28 protein-coding genes are annotated in these 16,688 nt (G+C 38.6%); 6 read left to right on the top strand and 22 right to left on the bottom strand.

Annotated features, from left to right (window positions below; genetic code table 11):
- Positions 1-52: 52 nt before the first annotated feature.
- The 16 genes from C9J34_RS18600 to C9J34_RS18665 form a co-directional block, all read right to left on the bottom strand.
- Positions 53-484 carry an ASCH domain-containing protein gene (locus C9J34_RS18600; protein ID WP_107841677.1) on the bottom strand — a complete coding sequence of 144 codons (432 nt, stop codon included), beginning with the start codon at positions 482-484 and terminating at the stop codon, positions 53-55.
- 29 nt (positions 485-513) lie between these two features.
- Positions 514-1,320: an ORF6C domain-containing protein gene (locus tag C9J34_RS18605; RefSeq protein ID WP_107841678.1), complete on the bottom strand. Its 807-nt coding sequence runs from the start codon at positions 1,318-1,320 to the stop codon at positions 514-516.
- 45 nt (positions 1,321-1,365) lie between these two features.
- The gene (locus tag C9J34_RS18610; protein ID WP_107841679.1) at positions 1,366-1,572 is read right to left on the bottom strand and encodes a hypothetical protein; all 207 of its coding nucleotides are present in this window, start codon (positions 1,570-1,572) and stop codon (positions 1,366-1,368) included.
- A gap of 46 nt (positions 1,573-1,618) precedes the next feature.
- Complete coding sequence (locus C9J34_RS18615) at positions 1,619-2,143, bottom strand: Holliday junction resolvase RecU (RefSeq protein ID WP_107841680.1); 525 nt, start codon at positions 2,141-2,143, stop codon at positions 1,619-1,621.
- The gene (locus C9J34_RS22115; protein WP_193769078.1) at positions 2,136-2,312 is read right to left on the bottom strand and encodes a DUF6011 domain-containing protein; all 177 of its coding nucleotides are present in this window, start codon (positions 2,310-2,312) and stop codon (positions 2,136-2,138) included. Before C9J34_RS22115 ends, C9J34_RS18615 begins: the two co-directional genes overlap by 8 nt.
- On the bottom strand, positions 2,299-2,550 hold the full coding sequence (locus tag C9J34_RS18620) for a hypothetical protein (RefSeq protein ID WP_107841681.1): 252 nt from the start codon (positions 2,548-2,550) through the stop codon (positions 2,299-2,301). The genes C9J34_RS22115 and C9J34_RS18620 overlap by 14 nt, the downstream gene beginning before the upstream one ends.
- Positions 2,547-3,560 carry a DnaD domain-containing protein gene (locus C9J34_RS18625; protein WP_107841682.1) on the bottom strand — a complete coding sequence of 338 codons (1,014 nt, stop codon included), beginning with the start codon at positions 3,558-3,560 and terminating at the stop codon, positions 2,547-2,549. Before C9J34_RS18625 ends, C9J34_RS18620 begins: the two co-directional genes overlap by 4 nt.
- An 18-nt stretch (positions 3,561-3,578) precedes the next feature.
- Positions 3,579-3,746, bottom strand: coding sequence for a hypothetical protein (locus C9J34_RS22120; protein WP_193769079.1), 168 nt, complete (start codon positions 3,744-3,746; stop codon positions 3,579-3,581).
- A 3-nt stretch (positions 3,747-3,749) separates the two neighbouring features.
- Complete coding sequence (locus C9J34_RS18630) at positions 3,750-4,730, bottom strand: ERF family protein (protein ID WP_107841683.1); 981 nt, start codon at positions 4,728-4,730, stop codon at positions 3,750-3,752.
- A gap of 100 nt (positions 4,731-4,830) precedes the next feature.
- Positions 4,831-5,256 (bottom strand): hypothetical protein, encoded by a 426-nt coding sequence (locus tag C9J34_RS18635; RefSeq protein WP_107841684.1) that lies wholly within the window; start codon positions 5,254-5,256, stop codon positions 4,831-4,833.
- A gap of 266 nt (positions 5,257-5,522) precedes the next feature.
- Complete coding sequence (locus C9J34_RS18640; protein ID WP_107841685.1) at positions 5,523-5,945, bottom strand: hypothetical protein; 423 nt, start codon at positions 5,943-5,945, stop codon at positions 5,523-5,525.
- Positions 5,946-5,956: 11 nt separating this feature from the next.
- Positions 5,957-6,205, bottom strand: coding sequence for a DNA-entry nuclease (locus C9J34_RS18645; RefSeq protein WP_238600709.1), 249 nt, complete (start codon positions 6,203-6,205; stop codon positions 5,957-5,959).
- A gap of 127 nt (positions 6,206-6,332) precedes the next feature.
- A complete protein-coding gene (locus C9J34_RS18650; RefSeq protein WP_107841686.1) occupies positions 6,333-6,596 on the bottom strand; it encodes a hypothetical protein in 264 nt (87 codons plus the stop codon).
- Between the two features lie 11 nt (positions 6,597-6,607).
- Complete coding sequence (locus C9J34_RS18655) at positions 6,608-6,898, bottom strand: helix-turn-helix domain-containing protein (protein WP_107841687.1); 291 nt, start codon at positions 6,896-6,898, stop codon at positions 6,608-6,610.
- Positions 6,899-7,043: 145 nt separating this feature from the next.
- On the bottom strand, positions 7,044-7,271 hold the full coding sequence (locus C9J34_RS18660; protein ID WP_107841688.1) for a hypothetical protein: 228 nt from the start codon (positions 7,269-7,271) through the stop codon (positions 7,044-7,046).
- Positions 7,272-7,310: 39 nt separating this feature from the next.
- A complete protein-coding gene (locus C9J34_RS18665; protein ID WP_107841689.1) occupies positions 7,311-7,532 on the bottom strand; it encodes a helix-turn-helix transcriptional regulator in 222 nt (73 codons plus the stop codon).
- Between the two features lie 152 nt (positions 7,533-7,684).
- Here C9J34_RS18665 and C9J34_RS18670 point away from each other — a divergent pair, with 152 nt between their 5' ends.
- From C9J34_RS18670 to C9J34_RS18685, 4 genes are all read left to right on the top strand, one after another.
- Positions 7,685-8,017 carry a helix-turn-helix domain-containing protein gene (locus C9J34_RS18670; protein ID WP_107841690.1) on the top strand — a complete coding sequence of 111 codons (333 nt, stop codon included), beginning with the start codon at positions 7,685-7,687 and terminating at the stop codon, positions 8,015-8,017.
- A 5-nt stretch (positions 8,018-8,022) separates the two neighbouring features.
- Positions 8,023-8,520 (top strand): ImmA/IrrE family metallo-endopeptidase, encoded by a 498-nt coding sequence (locus tag C9J34_RS18675; RefSeq protein ID WP_338016217.1) that lies wholly within the window; start codon positions 8,023-8,025, stop codon positions 8,518-8,520.
- A 26-nt stretch (positions 8,521-8,546) separates the two neighbouring features.
- Complete coding sequence (locus C9J34_RS18680) at positions 8,547-9,461, top strand: hypothetical protein (RefSeq protein WP_107841691.1); 915 nt, start codon at positions 8,547-8,549, stop codon at positions 9,459-9,461.
- 81 nt (positions 9,462-9,542) lie between these two features.
- Complete coding sequence (locus C9J34_RS18685; protein WP_107841692.1) at positions 9,543-10,745, top strand: tyrosine-type recombinase/integrase; 1,203 nt, start codon at positions 9,543-9,545, stop codon at positions 10,743-10,745.
- A gap of 193 nt (positions 10,746-10,938) precedes the next feature.
- Here the strand turns inward: C9J34_RS18685 and C9J34_RS18695 are convergent, their stop codons facing one another.
- The 5 genes from C9J34_RS18695 to comGA all read right to left on the bottom strand — a co-directional run bounded on the left by C9J34_RS18695 (position 10,939) and on the right by comGA (position 14,472).
- Positions 10,939-11,382, bottom strand: coding sequence for a competence type IV pilus minor pilin ComGF (locus tag C9J34_RS18695; protein WP_107841694.1), 444 nt, complete (start codon positions 11,380-11,382; stop codon positions 10,939-10,941).
- Between the two features lie 273 nt (positions 11,383-11,655).
- The gene (gene comGD, locus C9J34_RS18700; RefSeq protein ID WP_107841695.1) at positions 11,656-12,090 is read right to left on the bottom strand and encodes a competence type IV pilus minor pilin ComGD; all 435 of its coding nucleotides are present in this window, start codon (positions 12,088-12,090) and stop codon (positions 11,656-11,658) included.
- Positions 12,080-12,397: a competence type IV pilus major pilin ComGC gene (comGC, locus tag C9J34_RS18705; RefSeq protein WP_107841696.1), complete on the bottom strand. Its 318-nt coding sequence runs from the start codon at positions 12,395-12,397 to the stop codon at positions 12,080-12,082. The genes comGD and comGC overlap by 11 nt, the downstream gene beginning before the upstream one ends.
- Positions 12,398-12,410: 13 nt before the next feature.
- Positions 12,411-13,481: a competence type IV pilus assembly protein ComGB gene (comGB, locus tag C9J34_RS18710; protein ID WP_107841697.1), complete on the bottom strand. Its 1,071-nt coding sequence runs from the start codon at positions 13,479-13,481 to the stop codon at positions 12,411-12,413.
- A complete protein-coding gene (comGA, locus tag C9J34_RS18715; protein ID WP_107841698.1) occupies positions 13,459-14,472 on the bottom strand; it encodes a competence type IV pilus ATPase ComGA in 1,014 nt (337 codons plus the stop codon). The genes comGB and comGA overlap by 23 nt, the downstream gene beginning before the upstream one ends.
- A gap of 360 nt (positions 14,473-14,832) precedes the next feature.
- On the opposite strand from comGA, the gene C9J34_RS18720 reads away from it, so the two are divergent.
- Positions 14,833-15,075, top strand: coding sequence for a DUF2626 family protein (locus tag C9J34_RS18720; RefSeq protein ID WP_107841699.1), 243 nt, complete (start codon positions 14,833-14,835; stop codon positions 15,073-15,075).
- A gap of 336 nt (positions 15,076-15,411) precedes the next feature.
- Here C9J34_RS18720 and C9J34_RS18725 read toward each other — a convergent pair whose 3' ends face one another.
- Positions 15,412-16,059 carry an MBL fold metallo-hydrolase gene (locus C9J34_RS18725; RefSeq protein WP_107841700.1) on the bottom strand — a complete coding sequence of 216 codons (648 nt, stop codon included), beginning with the start codon at positions 16,057-16,059 and terminating at the stop codon, positions 15,412-15,414.
- 430 nt (positions 16,060-16,489) lie between these two features.
- On the opposite strand from C9J34_RS18725, the gene C9J34_RS18730 reads away from it, so the two are divergent.
- Positions 16,490-16,669 carry a DUF2759 domain-containing protein gene (locus C9J34_RS18730; RefSeq protein ID WP_107841701.1) on the top strand — a complete coding sequence of 60 codons (180 nt, stop codon included), beginning with the start codon at positions 16,490-16,492 and terminating at the stop codon, positions 16,667-16,669.
- Positions 16,670-16,688 lie beyond the last annotated feature (19 nt).

Below are 16,688 nucleotides of genomic sequence, written 5' to 3' on the forward strand. Positions count from 1 at the left end.
ATGCCATAATTCTTCAATCATTCAATCACCTCCTGGTACTATACAAAATGGTTCAAATGCTTTGTTGCCACTCCCACAAACTGAGCTTCCCTTTAGCTGGTATGGGCTTTGGCAAGTGCTGTACACCATCAACCTCCCACGCATAGCGGTGTGGTGTATAATCACCCAATCGATATTCCTGTCCGCTAATTTTTGGGCCTGTTGTGACAGCCATAGCTTGCTCATAATCTTCAGATGTAACTTTATGGCACTCTACTAAATTAGCTGTAGCAATAACAGCGCCTGTCAGTAGCTCTTTAGCCGATGTAATGCCATGCTTTCTAAAGATGGCTTTGAAATCCTCGAATGCTTCCTCATTTACCTTCTTACCAGCATGGATGGCTATTTTCCCACGATGACTCGTTGACCAGCCGCGCGTTTCAAATTGCTTTTCGCCAAGGGCAATTAGCGAAGCCCAAGGTTGTGTAATTGTGATAGCTTTCATTTGTCCTTTTCCTCCAATTCATTTAAAAACTACTTCACCAAATGCAATTGTAATTGAGTATTATAGTGTTCAATTTCTAAGCGCAATTCGGTGTTAGGTTGCCAAGCGATCAGAAAACGCATGGCATCCTCAAATCTAATGCGTGGTAGCTCTCTGTACTCACTGATGTCAAAATAATTGCGGAACTCACGCCAGCACGCGGCAAATGTTTTCGCCTTTAATCGTTTGAAAGCGTTAGTTTCTTTGCCGCCTAATGCCTCATACACGTTTTCGCCCACTTTTCGGCGGATAGCCTTCGCTTGTGAACTGTTGATAAAGATGTTGTCTTTAAGGTGCTCGACATCTTCTTTCATTTCGCTGACTTCTCCCTTGAGCGCTTCCACCTCTTCGGACATTTCCAGCGATAATCGCATAGAAGCTTTTAATTGCTCTCGTTCAGTCAATAGCTTTGGGCTACTCAAAAAGGCCTCGGCTAATACATCTTTCGCTTTCAGTTGATAGTTCACTAGATTTTTAACAGCTACAGGGTTCGTTTGCTGCATTAATGGTGTGATTGAAATTTTCGCTAGCCACAACGGAAGGAAATCTAACTCGATACACGAAACTTCTTGTACACCACCATTTGTAGGGAGGTTGAAATTTCGTCCCCCTTTCGAAAGTACTAAATCTTCTTGCACTTTCTTACGTTCTGCTTTTTGCTGCCCCTCACTTAGCCCAATTCCTTCGCAAACCCATTTAACCGCTGCATAAATTTTCCCATTCGTCATTTTTACAGCTAAAAGGTCTACATCACCAAACGGCACCATTTTTTGTTCAATTACTTGTAATTCCCCCATACCGCTTCCTCCTCAGTAATAAAATCTTCGATTGTTTCGACTTCTTTAAAACAAGCTCAATTGTTCATATTCTTGATTTCTCGATACTTTTTGCGACATTTTTGGCATATCGTTCACCGATTGCGTTATTTTTCGCTTAATTTCTGTTACATCGTTCACCTTCACGGTTCCCTCATAAGGCGCTATTACCTCAAAAAAGTTAGTAAGATATGAGCCTACCGGTGCATGGTCAGGACGGTTTTTTAAGTACACACTGTAGTAACCATCCTCGTGCGACTAACATGTTCATTCACCTCACTCAAATGAATGGCAATAAATAATGTAATGCGTAGCCGTCAACCGACTTCACTTCAAACGCTTGTCGTTCAAAAGTTTCTAGCGGGATCGATTTGCGTTCACCAACTTTAGCAGCCAACCAATACTCTTCTAAGCTTGGAAATTGTAATCGATAAAACTTTTGGATGTCCGAAAAATAGACTAACAAGAAGACAAGGGCGCCCTTGTTATACCATGAGCAAAGAAGCTCATATTGGTGGTCATGTAAGTTCTTGAGTGGGAAGCTCTTGCCCTTGATTTCTTTTGCATCAAACACGATTGCTCGTCCATTGCAGACTCCTGCATAATCCACCCATTCCGCTTTTTCCTTGCGCCCCTCTACTCGATTTCCGAGTGACTTCGTAATTTGCACAGGCGTCGGGATTTTGCGTATATCTGCGATACCTGCATTGCGGTACTTGGTATTCGACATGTCAATAAGGCGTTCTAGGTGCTTGCCTCTGTTGGCATGCGATACTGATTTTGGTTTGTTCACTGCTTTATACATCTGTCTGCTCCTCCTGATCCATTTTCATTATGTCGTCTATCGTTAGTTGGATTTTCAAAAACTGCTGTTCTAGCTCGTCCAAGTGATGTTGCCAACAAGTAAGACCATAACCACGCTCCATTGATTTACCGTTGCGTAATGCGCGGCCGCACCGTTTACACTGTCGCATGACACTCTTCAACATGGTAATAAGTATCGATATAGTACGGCTTATTGCTAGCCAAATGAATTTTTACAAAGTGTTGATCTTCTTTGTTGTGATAAACGTCTATGCATTCATCTGCTTCTTCTAACGTTTCAACAAACCTGTATGATTTACCCTCATAAACGATTTGCTCACATGGCATAGCATATTGTTCAAAAAGAGCCGTTAAGGACGGAAACACATTTCTGTAAGGCTTTTTCATTCTCTCGCCTCCCCCGAATCAGTCCTTCTAAACTCTGCAAGTAGTTTTTGATACTCTGCGTCAATGTCTGTATTTTCATTGTTCAAAGGACTGGGTACTTCAAGAGCTGCAGAAGGCTTTTGCTCCTTATGCATCCATTCCGGCACAATCTCAACCTTGCGTCCGAAGTTCCCTGGGCGCCTTTGTGCTTGTTGCTTACTTTTTTCAGCTGCAAAGCGTAGCTTTTCGGCTTCTGCCTGCTCAACAGTCTTTATCTGCTTTTGTGACCAACCACGCAAGATGCTTTCTACGTAATTCCAGCGAACGGCACCATTCTCAATTGCCAGCTTCATAGCGTGAATAACAAGCTCGTCCCCCATATCATCAATCCAAGCACCTACCTTTTCGCTGATATGCGAACCTAGAGCACCAAAACCATTTGCTTGATAAAATGTGAAGGCATTTTCCTTTGGCTTTGCTGGTGCAGGCGAAACCTCTTCTTCATCATCTTTATTAATATTTTTTAATTCAGTACTTAGTTTATTAGTACTTAGTAATTCAGTACTTGGTATATCAGTACTTAGTAGTTGCGGGTTTTCCGTAGACGGTTTTCCCGTTAACGGATTTTCCGTATACGGGTTTTCCGTTGATGGTTTATCCATAGACGGGTTTTCCGTACATGGTAAATCAGGGGATGGTGGATTGTGTGCATCATCCAATTCCTCCGGCTCTGTTAAAGTTGGCACTTCGTACACGACCGTTACCCATTCAAATTCGCCATTTGCGCCTCGTCGTCGTTCTTTTTTGATATAACCGTAATTTTTCAGCTCTTTCAGCCCTGAGGCAAAGGCATCTCTACCATCCTTCGCCCATTTCATCAACTCGATATTATGAAACGTCCAATCGTCCGGCTTAGACAACATAAATACATGAATTGCTTTTGCCTTCCAGCTGAGACGTTCATCATACAATGATGTGTTGTTAATGATTGTGTAGTCCTTGTTTTTTTCTACTCTTACGATGTTCTTCACGAGGAAGCCCCTCCCTTACTACTGCTTGTTTTTGACCATTAGGCACATCCAATGTCCGTTTAATAGCTGTCTCATTTCTCCGCTTACTTGCCAGCCGCGCTTTTCGCTATCGGCTATTTTATGATTCAAGCCCTCTGTTGTAAGAGCTTGAATCACCTTTCGATTATAGTTTCCTGTCATTTTCATAAACTATGCTCCTCCCGTATTTGCTGCTGGAATCCTTGAAATAAAATCAATCATTTTATTTGCTTGTTCTTGCGTCAAATTGTCTATCAAAATAGCATCCTCTATACCGAGTTGCATCTTGGCATAGTACATGACACCATCTTTGTCCATTTTTGTACGGGTACTTGCCGCGTTAAGCACACCTTTTAGGTCCTTATATTGCCCTGGTGTGATTTTGTCAGACTGTTGCGTATGAGCTGGCTCAGCAGGCTCTTGTGGTGCCTGTGCTTCTTTTTGTGCCATTTCAGCTACTTTTACCGCTACACCATCCAAATATTTAATTAATAAACTTGCCTCTTGCGTCGTCAATTGATTAGACAATTTTTGAGCGATATTACACTTTTGTAGGCTATTGTTGTAAAGTGTATCTGCCTTAATGCCTTGCGACTCTGCAAGCGGTAATAACACCTTATCTAAGCGTTGCATTTGCTTTTGTGTGATAAGCCCTGTCGGTTGTTGTGTCCCCTGTTGTTGCGGTGGCGTCTGCTGACGTGGCGGCTCTTGTACATATTGATAGTCGTTGCCACTCGCACCATTTGCATCATCGTCTTTTTCCGTCGCAATACCAAGCATCGCAGCTAGGCTGTAACGCTTCATGTAGGTAATCTGTCCACCAAAATCTTGCATACTGCTAGCAGCTGGGAATTTGAGTGGATAAGATTTTGCAAATTCGCCTGACTCATGCAGGATAATCGTTTCTACACAAGCGAAAATTTTGTCATGTTCCATTTGTGTATAGCTGTTTTGCATAATAGTTAACTTGTTTTCTACAAAGATAGCTCTTACAGCTTCTAAGATTCCTGCGAAGTCCGTATATTCAAATGTGTAAGAGCCGCCGTTTTTTGTCCTTACTTGCACCGTTTTATTGTGCTTGGGCGTTTGAATAGCTGCCCACGATTTCGCAAGTGCAGCCGAAATATTCGTGTTATTGTCCGAAAAAACCATATTGTTGCCTCCTCTCTTGATTTAAAGGCGGCCATACGCTACAATAGCGTTACATAAGTTTTGCGTATGACCTTAAAACCTAGCGTGCCAGCGTTAGGTTTTAATTATGAAACGCGCGAATATCCACATTGTCGACAATAACTCTTGTCATTTTATTAAACCTACCCCCTATAAGATTTTCGGTTTGCACTCCTTCAAGCGAGACGATTAAACTCTCATCGTCTATTAAAATTTCTACAATTGCCACATTATCCACTGTGACACGTAGCACATTTTTCTCAATGTCGTATTTCTTAATGACATCGTTTGCCAATCGCAATTTCTCATGAATAGACATAATTTCACCTGCTTTCTTTTTTGCAATGCGTTGTTGCCAGTCCAAGTATTCAACCGACACCAACGTGTTTAATTTAGCTTTACAGTTGCTGTAAAACGTGTCGTTTTCGTACCATGTGTAATAGACTATCTCTCCTGCTGAAAATCTCTGACGACACTCACCACAATGTGTATGTGCTGCTTTTTGCATCATTCCACCACCTTCCCGATGGTCTTCCCATCAAGCAGCCTACAAGCAGGTAACCAACCTGCGAGGAGGACTTTATAGACTGCTTGACGAGAGCGAGATAGTTCTCGCAAACGTCTGATTTTGTGTTATAATAGACTTGTATATGTTAGTCGCCGTTTAATCGTTGCATCCGATTGGGCGGCTATTTTTTTATACAATTTGATATACATACAAGCCTTTGTTTAGTTGTGAGGCTTGTCCACCTACTAAAAAACTTTTGGATAAATCTAATCATTGGATTCACCTGCCAATGCTTTGCGTAGTTTTTCATTTTGAGAAGCTAACAGCTGACGATGCAGATCTACAAACTGTGCTCTGATTTCTCGTACACTCATACCGTCATTTCCTTCTAGCATTTCTTGTAACCTATTAATCTCGCTCGTAACGATGTGATGTAATACGCCATCCACTCGCTCCCCTTGCACTAAATAGTGATTTATCGCTTGTAATGCGTTAATTTCTTCAACTTCTTCGTAATCATAGATATTGACATGACTCACCTGTACATCCCTATGCGTTTGCGACTTTATTGCCTCGCTGATTAACACTCGTGCTTCTTCAGTTGACATGGCTTCATATACCGCCTCGTCCAGTGGTAAACATACTGTATATGGTCCCTTTGTAATGGCTGACCCGTTAACTTTTAACATGCGCTTCCTCCTTACCAATGTTTATTTAGATTCTTATAGTGTTCAAATAAATCGTTTATCTTTAACGCTCTAACTTTTTCGCGTAATGTACTTTCTGTCCGGCCAAGCGCAAAAGAAATATTCGCGGCTCCATCTGACTCATAAAATTTGCATAGGTATTCTAGCTCTTTTTCTTCAAATGGCTTCCCATGTGCAAAATGATATTCAGGATGGTAATTCATCCTACCTTGTTTGTCATACGTAACTTCAATTGCTTCCACTTTCATCACCACCTACCACAGAGCTATAATCAGCGCAAGTGAAAACACAACAGCTAGTGTTAACAAACCTAAATACGCTAAATCTGTATCGCTTAACTCCCGCCAGTCGTCTATCATGAAAAAATAGTCAAGCATCCACTTTAACAACTGCCTTCACCGCCTCCCCGTTTGGTCCAATCGATTTCTCGATCTTGAAGCGTTTCACAACCTTCGCTGCAACTCCACGTTGTTCTAATGATTCTATTAATGCATCGTGTCTATAGTGATCGATAATCGCTTCTCTTGTCACATAGATTCTGTCGAGTAAGCGTATACGACAACGTTTACAGTTAGTGTTACTGTACATTTGTTGCAGATGCGCTAACTCCGCGCGGTATTCGTCTAATGTCATACCCCTTCACCTCACATAAAAAATTGAAAATTAGTAATGAATGCTGGCACAATCGAGATTAATTGGCTGGCTTGCATAATTACATCTGCACCAAATACAATTGCTGCTGCATGTGCTTCGCAGTTCGTTATTTGTACCCAACGCAAGAACGTTTCGAGATCCACGATTTTACGTCCTTGTTCGTATTTACTAACGTGCGACTGTGTTATGTTGAGTTGATATGCTACCTCTTCTTGTGTCAACTTGGCGTCTTTCCTAAATTTTTTAAGTAACTTTGGAAAATCTAGGGACAAAGTTTTCATTACCTTCACCCCCTCTCGAAAGTCAGAAATGAACTATAGTCGAAAATAGACTACTAATAATTTGCAAAAGCTATTAATCTTATTTCAGAAGCAAGTTATCTTGAATGTCATTACCTATCTTTGCACCTGCCCGTGCATAATTTTTTCATTGCCATTCATATTTGAATATTTCTTCGATAGCTGCACGTGTTTCTTTCGCAAGCCACACACGTTTTCCTCGTTCCTTTGCTTGCCTTTGCCACATGGAAATGCGAGGGTCGTGTAAAAAATATTCTTTTAACTTGTCTTCTTTGAATCTAGTAATTTTTATTAAATCTTCAATTTCGTAAACGATTGGATCTTCGAGAGATTCCGTGTTGGCTTGTTGTTTCATTTTCTCACCTCTTTTCAATTGTGTAGGGTTAATGAACTTTTAAGACAAGCTCAAATGTGTCATTTCGTTACATTTATCTTCAAAAAAAAGTGTCCAATCAAAGCCTAGACATGCAGCTATGCTCTTAGCTACTGCTACACTCGGGTTGCGATTACCTTGTTCAATCATTGTGTAATAGGCTCTTTCGATTTCTGCATTGTCAGCAATAAATTCTTGTGTGTAGCCTTTTTGCATCCTAATTTCTTTTAACCAAGTTCTCACGTTATCACCGCCTTGTAACGATTTGTTACTTTAACTATAGTATCATATCGTTACATTGTCAACTATTTAAAAATAAAATGTTTCATTTTGTTACATAACATTTTAAGTAACGCATTGTTACGTTAGAATACATATATAGGGAGGTGTGTTAAATGTTAAGTATTCGTTTAAAGTCGTTACGTAAAGAATTCGGGAAAACGCAACAGGATGTCGCTGATTACCTTGGTGTAACTAGACCCGCATATACAGCGTATGAGATAGATAAACGGAGTCCTGACCATGAAACTTTAAGTAAATTAGCTACTTTATATAATGTTTCTGTTGATTACTTGCTTGGTCGTACTGACAATAAAAACCCTTCTGACCAATACGAAATACAAACCATTGCGGCTCACAAAGAAGGCGAAGAATGGACAGAAGAAGAATTAAAAACCATTGAAGAGTTTAAAGCATTTGTTCGATCTCAAAGGAAAAATAAGGAGTGATACGGATGTTGCTTTATGAAAATTTAATGTATGAAGCTGATCAATTAGACATTCGTATTTTTGAAAAGTGGATGCCCTATTCTACAAAAGGGCTTTATGCAGACAATGTTATATGGATTAATAAACACATACCCTCGCAAATCGAAAAGGCTTGCGTCCTTGCCGAAGAAATGGGGCACTACCATACTAGCTCGGGGGATATACTCGACTTAAAGAATGTAGTTAGTCTTAAACAAGAGCTTAACGCTCGCCGTTGGGCATACAAAAAGCTTGTACCATTGCATAAAATCATACAAGCCCATAAGTTACATATAGCAAACCGATATGAGTTAGCAGACTATTTAAATGTAACAGAAAACTTTTTAGACGATGCCTTAGAATGGTATACAAGTAAATACGGTTTATCCGTATCAATTGATAATTTCACAATCTGTTTTGAACCACTTGGCGTAATCGAATTGTTTGAATGGGTTGAGAAACCTAAACAGCAGTACGGAACATAATTTTAAATTTGGAAGGATGATTTTAATTGAAAAAAATCACTTACCTTATTTTACCACTTGCACTACTATTAGTTTTAACTGGTTGTGGTAATAAAGTTGATGAGGAAGCTATAGAAAAAATTACAACAGGACTTGAAAAAAGATGGGACTATGCTGACCAACTCCCAAAAGAAGTTACAGTAGAAGAATTAGAGAAAGCTGTTGAATTAGAATTGAATGAGTTGGTCAAATACGATGCGGAAGAATTTAAAGATTTTCACCTATATGCACTTTATGATAGTTATAGACGGAGTTTGGAACTCATCAAAATAAAGATGAATGGACAAAGCGCAAATTCCCCGATTTTTCAAAATAATTGGAAAGAACATATGGAAAAAAGAGCTAAGATTTTATACGATTTAAATAAAGATTACACGCTGAATATATCAGATAAGAACAAAGAAGCATTTGAAAACCTTCTTGCAAATTCTAGCCGTTTAGTAAAAATAGAAGAAATGGAAAAGGTCATATCTGAAATCAAATCATTAACAAAGCCTAAAATTATAATTGAGGATAATTCTATTGCGGTTGTTTACGAAACTACAAGTGCTCTTAGTAACGAATCATTTATTGCTCAAAAATTAGGCTTCCCTTCTGTTGCTATGGATATACTAAAAGTGTTAAGTGACTATGACTACGATAATATCGTAATAGTTACAGGGAATAACGACCTTATTGCTACCTCTGTCTATTTTGATAAAAACACTTTAACTAAAGTGGACTTCGATAAGTGGGAAGACTTAGATAGTGTTGATGCTTATAAGTTCTATGCAATGTCCACAGCCTATCATATTAGATCTGGCATATGGGAACAATTGGATTCTCAAACAAAAAGATTTATTGGAAGCATGAATAAAGAAGATTTTAGTGAGTTTTGGAGTGCATACGGCTATACATACTAATGCCGAACGAATAAAGGTGTACCAGCTACACCTTTTCTTTACATCATAAAAAGAACGTACATTCTCAATTTGAAAGGAGTGATGCAAAAGATTACCCCAATAGCACCTGCCCGTGAGAAAGAGGTAATCATGGCAAGATACAAAATGGAGAAAACAAAAAAAGATTGTATTTATAAGTATGTTGATGGCTGTGGATCAATTAAATACGCGTACAGGTACAAATATTACGACAAATTAAAACACCGTCGCGAAAAAACTAAACAAGACTTTGACACATTAAAAGATGCGGAACGCGCTTTAATCGAAGTACAAGCCGCTATTTTGAATAGTCAAGAAAGTTTCGTAGAATCCGAAAATATCACTATTGCTAGTTGGATTGAAACATGGATAGATGTAAAAAAGGATAGCTGGCGACCTGGGACGGTGGAAGTGTATGAAGGAAGGCTCGAAAATCATATACGCCCTTTAATTGGGAAATACAAATTAGCTCAATTAACTAATATGGTTATGCAACGAAATCTAGTAAACAAACTTTTCCAGAATGGATTTTCGAGGACGACTGTAAAAAATATAACACGCACTGTAATATCTGCATTAAATTACGCAGTAACAGAACGTGTTATAAAAGAGAATTTTGTTACAAGTTTGGATTTTGGTACAGAAGAAAAAAAGAAAGACAATTTTTACGATGAGGAACAATTAAAAGAACTTTTACTAGCCTCCAAAAAGTATGACCCGACAACCTATTATACGGCAATTTTAACTTTAGCGTTATCGGGTATACGTAAAGGCGAATTATGTGGTTTAAGGTGGAGCGATATCGATTTTAAAAAATGTACCATAACGATAGATCGAGCGCGCGTCAGAAAAAAAGTAGGACCTCCTAAATCCAAAAATGGCTATAGGACAATCAATGTTAACCCTATTTTAATAAATCAATTAAAAAAATATAAAACATGGTGTATCGAAAAAAAATGGTCAAAAAATATGACTCTCGAAAATGACGACTATGTTTTTATAGACCGCTACCACTTAACTGAAATAGGGCCTGGTTATGTAAATGATGCATTAGAGGAAATTTTAAAAGAAACCGAGCTGCCTCGGATTACTCCGCATGGATTAAGACATACTTTTACGTCTATATTGATTGCAAATAAAATTCCGACGATTACAGTGGCAAAAATAATTGGAGACCATCCAGCGACGGTAGAGGCTGTATATGCACATTCTTTGGCGAGAGTTGAAGAAGAAACTGTACAATTATTTAACGAGATTTTACTTTAGAAGATTAAAACGGGGTACAAATTGGGGTACACTCAATTTTGTACCCTTTAAAGCATTGATATACCGAGGGGGACGTGAAATTCCCGACAAACTATACGCATTTAACTTAGATTGATAATTTGCAGCGTATGTAATGCATAGCCCTGTGATAAGAAATAACAAGATAATCGCAATAGGAAATAGCGCGCCGCGTTCATTTTTCAGATGGGACAATAAATGTTCTCTCCTCTATTGTGCCATCCGTCAATTCGACATTTAGCACAAGTTCGTTATTGATTTTTCTAAAATTTAAAGATTGTATACCTACAAATAATATTTCATTGCCTGCATTTAATCGCATGCGAATCGTCTCATTCGATTTACTAATAGAACGCCTTATATTTCCTTGCGCAATAAGGATTTCAGCTCCTCCATTACGAATTGCAACCTCGTCAGCTTGTACCATGAAATTTTGTAAATCGACAATAAACATTTCCCATGCTGCTTCCTGTACAAAATTATTTTGATAAAGAGGTGACATATATAAAATCATTAGCAATAAAAGCTTCGCCAACAACAACAAGGCCACAAGCTGAAATAATGCCTCTAAAAATGTAAAGCCCCGTTGATTCTTCATCATTTTCACAAGCCTATGCATTTTCGACGCTTCTCCTTTATATTATGAAAATCAACGCATATTTCGCCAGCACTGTAATACCAATCATACGTGACATTTTGAATTGTCATCTCGCCGCTTGTCATCTGGTGTAGTTGTAGCGCACGAGCACCATTTAATGCGACTTCACTGGCATGAAGCTCCAATTTTTTATTGTATAAATTTCCTTGCAAATAAGTGCTTAAAGGTAACAGTGTACTTGCAAGAAAAAAGATAATTACTAATCCTACCAAAGTATCTACGAGTGAAAAGCCTTTACTGTTCTGAAAGAAGACGCATTCTCCCCCTTCCTAAATTAATTGAATACATCATTCGTCGATCTCCCATGACAAACTCTACTTTTCCAAAATTAATAATCGTACCATGGCCATTAAATTCAATTCGCGTATTTGTCGTGTAAATATTAATGCGCATATTTTCTGGTAGTTGACGTGAAATCAGCAATTCTCCATAGCGCTGAAAGCACTGAAATTCCTTCCCTTCAGCAATCCAGCATCTTGCGGTCAATCCATTATTTATGGACAATGCTTGCATTTCAATTAAATCTAACTCAAACTGTTGTATCGTTTGCTCATAAACGCTTAATTGCATTTGTCGAAAAGAAAAAGTGACAACGAAAAAGCTAAGCAATGATACAACCGCTAGTACGAACAGCATTTCGATAAAAGTGAAACCACGCTCATCCCCCATCACTATTTTCCATTCGCATCACTTTCCCTTCCGCGCTGATTGTGACAAGCTCACCACTCGGGCATCTTGCCTCCTCACTTTCTATATAATTTTCACTAAATAAATCTTGCACTGTCGGTGTTGTCATATGATCGATTTTATACGCCTCTACCTGACCTTGAATCATTGTTATATAGGCGGAACATCCTTTGTCGTCAATTGAAGCGAAGTGCTTCGTAATATTCGGTATAGTAACCAGAATCAAAACTGAAACGATTAGTAATACAATAAGCATTTCCACTAAAGTAAAGCCTTTTTCGTTTTTCATCTTCCTCTCCTCCTCAAATAACTTCCAGCATTTTATACATTGGTAATAAAATGCTTAAGTAAGCTGCAATAATACATGTTGCAATGACTAAAAATAGGATAGGCTGGATAAGTTGCATTGCATTTTGCATCGTATTTTCTAACTTTTGGTCAAGTAATTCTGCATAAATTAACAATTCTCGACCAAGCAGTCCACTTTTTTCTCCGTGATCAACAAATTGTTCAAAACGTGGAAAGAAAAAGCCAATTAGTAAAATCGTACGCGCTAAACTATCGCCATAAATAATACGCTCATGAATACATCGCGCCATATAAGCAAGCTGTGGTTGAAGCTGTTGCTGCTCCAAATAGAAGAGCGATTGTTGCAATGACATGCCACTCACTAATAAATCACCTAGTGACCGCGCAAATTGCCTCGTCATAAGCAAGCGCCATAAATAACGCAAAATCGGTATTTTCATTAAAATATAAAGTTGTAAATCCACCCTCTTTCGTCGAATGTAAATTAAAATAATAACGATTATGGTAAGCAGGCAACATGCGAAAATAATAAAGTAGTCTGGTACGTGCAGAAAAAATTTTGTCCATTGAATAGTCGAATTTTCAGCTTTCGTCGTTCTAGAATGTAGCATTTGTTCGATTGTAGGTAAAAAATAGAGGCGAAAAGCAATAAAGAGTGAAATGATAAAAGTGAATAGAAGGATTGGGTATATTAAGATTTTTGTAAAGCGCTGCTTCATTTTTTCTTGAAACACCATTTGCTGCGCAACGACTTGTAATGTATCAGCTAGCTGCCCTGTTGTTTCTGCTAGCTGAATAGCAATTAAAAATTGTGGTCTTACGCCTAATTGTCGTAATATAAATGTGACGCTCTGCCCTTTTTGAAAACAGCTATCTATTAGCTTCTGCCAATAGTCATAATCTTTCACATGATAAGGCAATAACATCGTCATACAATCATGGAATGTGTATCCTTCTTGCAATAGTTGGCTCATCCGCGTGATTAATTCAGGAAGCCGTTTCACTCGAATTCTCTTACGAATAGCGAATTTTACAAGGCTATTATGAATGCGTAAAGTTTGCATAAGATTGCCCTTCCAACAAATAACGTTGATGCTCTAATGTGTGCTGATACTGAAGTGAATAAACTTTACTACGCGCTAGCGCAGAAAATGCCTCATATAGCTGAACATCACTTAAAAGCTCAAATATTGCTTTGCGTTCATCCTCTATCCCTGTTTCAATAAGCATCTGTGCAATAATACCCACCGTTGCCTGCCTTAATTCATCTAGTGATATGCCTAAATCCATTAATCGATATAAGCAATTTACCGTATTTTTAGCATGAACAGTGGATAACACTAAATGACCACTTAATGCAGCTTGAACAGCAATTTTGGCTGTTTCCGTGTCGCGAATTTCGCCAATCATAATCACATCAGGAGAATGGCGCAAAATAGCCCTTAAGCCTTCTGCATACGTAACACCAGCACGCTCATTCACTTGGATTTGTACAATTTGCTCATAATTTTTTTCAACTGGGTCTTCTAATGAAATGACATGGCGCTTTAGCACTGTGCAACAATAGTGGATTAAAGAATAGAGGGATGTGGACTTGCCAGAACCTGTTGCGCCACAGAAAAGTAGCATTCCCTGTCTATGCTGCACAAGCTGTTCAATTTTCCCCGCCATGGCTGCATCATAGCTCAGCTCTATAAATGGCAAAGTTATATTTTGCTCTAGAATACGTATAATTAGACTTTCCTTCCCTAAAACAGAAGGTAATGTCGATATCCGAAAGGCATAAACAGTTTGTGCAATTTCTTTTTGAAATGCACCACTTTGAGGCTTTCGTTTTTCGCTTATGTCGAGCGCGGATAAGAATTTATAATACGTAATAATTCTCATAGCTAACTCTTGTGGAAGCTCTCCTTTGACATACATTTTTCCATACTTTCGAAAAACAATGCTGTAACAGCCGTTTGCTGGGGACAAATGGATATCTGATGCACTAAAGGCTAATGCCTCCTCAATCAATTGCTCACTTTTTCTTACAACAATCGATTCTGTTTCCATGTAATTACACCTCGCTTTCTATTTTTCGCTAACTAGCTATCTTAGCGCCATTATAGAAAGGAAAAAAGCAGTTGAAAAGCCGTTTTGCTAAAATAAATTTTTGACCTACTTTTTTAAATCGATATTTTAAATTTTGACTTTTTTTGTACACGCTTTAACTTTTACACACTGTTATCCAGACAACATGTTTCATCACTGTCAATTTTGGTTAACATAATAAATAGCTTGGTACATTCCCAAGAAAAATGTACACTTCTTTGTCACAAAGAATATGGAAGTTCCAGTTTACTTTCTCCAGTGTAATCATTTATAATGGATTGGAGAAGATTGTATCTGTATATAGAAGGAGGGGAATTACACATGAGCAATATGTATAAAGTTATGGCATTCTGGACAGGTATTTTCACTGTTTTATTCTACTTAGGTGATATGTATGAGGTTTCGCTATTATTCTTAGGTAATACTGGATTATTCTTATTATTAGGCTTCTTAAACCTTTCAGAGCGCATGTATATGTACATTTTCGGTGCTTATTTAACGATTTTCTTCGCAGGGTTCACATACTACACAACATTTATGCACACACCTGGCGCAGGACATTAATCGCTCAATTAAAGCCTCACTAATAAATAGTTAGGATGCAAGCGTGGACAAATTCGTCCGCGCTTTTTTATTTATTGTTTTTGTAACACGCCCTCTTGTTAGCCGTCTAATGGGCTAGGGGGAATTACGATGAAAAAACGATCCATCATTTGTTTAGCATTTCTGCTAATAGGTTGTTAGTTCAAAAGTAATGATTCGCTCAACGAAGCGGCAAATTCGCTCATCAAACCTTGATATTCGCTCATCCAATATCGGAAATCGCTCATCCATCAACCAAATTCGCTCAATCAAACTAAAAGCAAGGAGACTATCTGCAGTTCAGACAGTCTCCCCCTCTTAAAACCCATTCAAAAATGGATTTGCTTCCATTTCAGCAGCTGGCGTTGTGTAATCACCATGCCCTGGGTAAATAATCGTATCCTCTGGTAATGTCAAAAGCTTGTCATGGATTGATTGCAACAGGACAGACATTGAGCCACCAATTAAATCTGTACGCCCGATACTCCCCTCAAACAATGTATCACCGACAATGGCAAAGCCGCCCTCTTCAAAAATATAAGAAATACTGCCTGGTGAGTGCCCTGGTGTAAATACGGCTTTAAATGTGAAATCTTCTATGGTGAATACTTGCTCGCCCCGAATAATATGCTCGTCTTGTGGCTCATCAACAATGTAATTTGGCAGCTCTGCATATTTACCTGAACCGTTTTTCATCGGGTCCGCCAGCCATGCCACTTCCTTTTCATGCACATAAACAGGTATGTTAAAGGCATCACGCACCTCATTTACTGCTCCAATATGGTCAAAATGGGTATGCGTTAAAAAAATAGCGAGTGGCTTTAATTGATTCGCCTTGATGTCGCGAATTAAACGCTCACCCTCTTCACCGGGGTCAAAAATTAAACATTGTTTGCTTCTATTGCTCACGATATAGCAGTTTGTTTGGATTGGCCCAAGTGGATATGTACGTGTACTTAATTTCATTTCTAAAACCTCCATCAACTTTATCCCGCATTAACGGACAGTAGCGCAGCGTCAATGTTCATTGTACCGAATTCTGTGCGAAAGCAAAGCGTCAGCAGATGTTTTCTGTTGCGAAAGCGAAGCGGCAGCAACAACAAAGCGACAGGTACAGATGTTTATTGTACCGAAAGCAAAGCGACAGGTACAGATACAAGACATCCACCTCAAGACTTGAGAAAAACCACACTGTCCGTAAAATTCAACTAATACTCAGTCAGGAACGCGCAAAAATCCTCACTGAATTGAAGTTTCACTTTATCTTTTAAATTGTATACGAAGTTCAAACAAACGTCACTTTTTCCGCTCGACAAAAGGCATAATAAGTTTTACAATAGAAGAGGAATATTGTTTGCGACATTCATTTTCTGATGTCGAAAGGAGTGTCTTTTTAATGAATTTATTAATGGTTATTTTCGGTTTAGTGGCTATTTTTGCCGTAGTTGGTACATTCCAAGCAATTAAAGAAAAAAATCTTCTAGGTGTTGTTTTCAACCTAGGTACAGCAGCAATCTTCGGATGGTTTGTTGTGATGACTGTTCTTAATGCTGGATACCCACCAAAACTTCACTAATAGCAACTAAAAGGACGAG

The organism is Metasolibacillus meyeri (assembly GCF_003049505.1).
GTDB lineage: Bacteria > Bacillota > Bacilli > Bacillales_A > Planococcaceae > Metasolibacillus > Metasolibacillus meyeri.

Coding starts and splice junctions, on each gene's coding strand:
- C9J34_RS18600 (WP_107841677.1), bottom strand. CDS start 484: ATGAAAGCTATCACAATTACACAACCTTGGGCTTCGCTAATTGCCCTT.
- C9J34_RS18605 (WP_107841678.1), bottom strand. CDS start 1,320: ATGGGGGAATTACAAGTAATTGAACAAAAAATGGTGCCGTTTGGTGAT.
- C9J34_RS18615 (WP_107841680.1), bottom strand. CDS start 2,143: ATGTATAAAGCAGTGAACAAACCAAAATCAGTATCGCATGCCAACAGA.
- C9J34_RS22115 (WP_193769078.1), bottom strand. CDS start 2,312: ATGCGACAGTGTAAACGGTGCGGCCGCGCATTACGCAACGGTAAATCA.
- C9J34_RS18620 (WP_107841681.1), bottom strand. CDS start 2,550: ATGAAAAAGCCTTACAGAAATGTGTTTCCGTCCTTAACGGCTCTTTTT.
- C9J34_RS22120 (WP_193769079.1), bottom strand. CDS start 3,746: ATGAAAATGACAGGAAACTATAATCGAAAGGTGATTCAAGCTCTTACA.
- C9J34_RS18630 (WP_107841683.1), bottom strand. CDS start 4,730: ATGGTTTTTTCGGACAATAACACGAATATTTCGGCTGCACTTGCGAAA.
- C9J34_RS18635 (WP_107841684.1), bottom strand. CDS start 5,256: ATGCAAAAAGCAGCACATACACATTGTGGTGAGTGTCGTCAGAGATTT.
- C9J34_RS18640 (WP_107841685.1), bottom strand. CDS start 5,945: ATGTTAAAAGTTAACGGGTCAGCCATTACAAAGGGACCATATACAGTA.
- C9J34_RS18650 (WP_107841686.1), bottom strand. CDS start 6,596: ATGACATTAGACGAATACCGCGCGGAGTTAGCGCATCTGCAACAAATG.
- C9J34_RS18655 (WP_107841687.1), bottom strand. CDS start 6,898: ATGAAAACTTTGTCCCTAGATTTTCCAAAGTTACTTAAAAAATTTAGG.
- C9J34_RS18660 (WP_107841688.1), bottom strand. CDS start 7,271: ATGAAACAACAAGCCAACACGGAATCTCTCGAAGATCCAATCGTTTAC.
- C9J34_RS18670 (WP_107841690.1), top strand. CDS start 7,685: ATGTTAAGTATTCGTTTAAAGTCGTTACGTAAAGAATTCGGGAAAACG.
- C9J34_RS18675 (WP_338016217.1), top strand. CDS start 8,023: ATGTTGCTTTATGAAAATTTAATGTATGAAGCTGATCAATTAGACATT.
- C9J34_RS18685 (WP_107841692.1), top strand. CDS start 9,543: ATGCAAAAGATTACCCCAATAGCACCTGCCCGTGAGAAAGAGGTAATC.
- C9J34_RS18695 (WP_107841694.1), bottom strand. CDS start 11,382: ATGCATAGGCTTGTGAAAATGATGAAGAATCAACGGGGCTTTACATTT.
- comGD (WP_107841695.1), bottom strand. CDS start 12,090: ATGGGGGATGAGCGTGGTTTCACTTTTATCGAAATGCTGTTCGTACTA.
- comGC (WP_107841696.1), bottom strand. CDS start 12,397: ATGAAAAACGAAAAAGGCTTTACTTTAGTGGAAATGCTTATTGTATTA.
- comGB (WP_107841697.1), bottom strand. CDS start 13,481: ATGCAAACTTTACGCATTCATAATAGCCTTGTAAAATTCGCTATTCGT.
- comGA (WP_107841698.1), bottom strand. CDS start 14,472: ATGGAAACAGAATCGATTGTTGTAAGAAAAAGTGAGCAATTGATTGAG.
- C9J34_RS18720 (WP_107841699.1), top strand. CDS start 14,833: ATGAGCAATATGTATAAAGTTATGGCATTCTGGACAGGTATTTTCACT.
- C9J34_RS18725 (WP_107841700.1), bottom strand. CDS start 16,059: ATGAAATTAAGTACACGTACATATCCACTTGGGCCAATCCAAACAAAC.
- C9J34_RS18730 (WP_107841701.1), top strand. CDS start 16,490: ATGAATTTATTAATGGTTATTTTCGGTTTAGTGGCTATTTTTGCCGTA.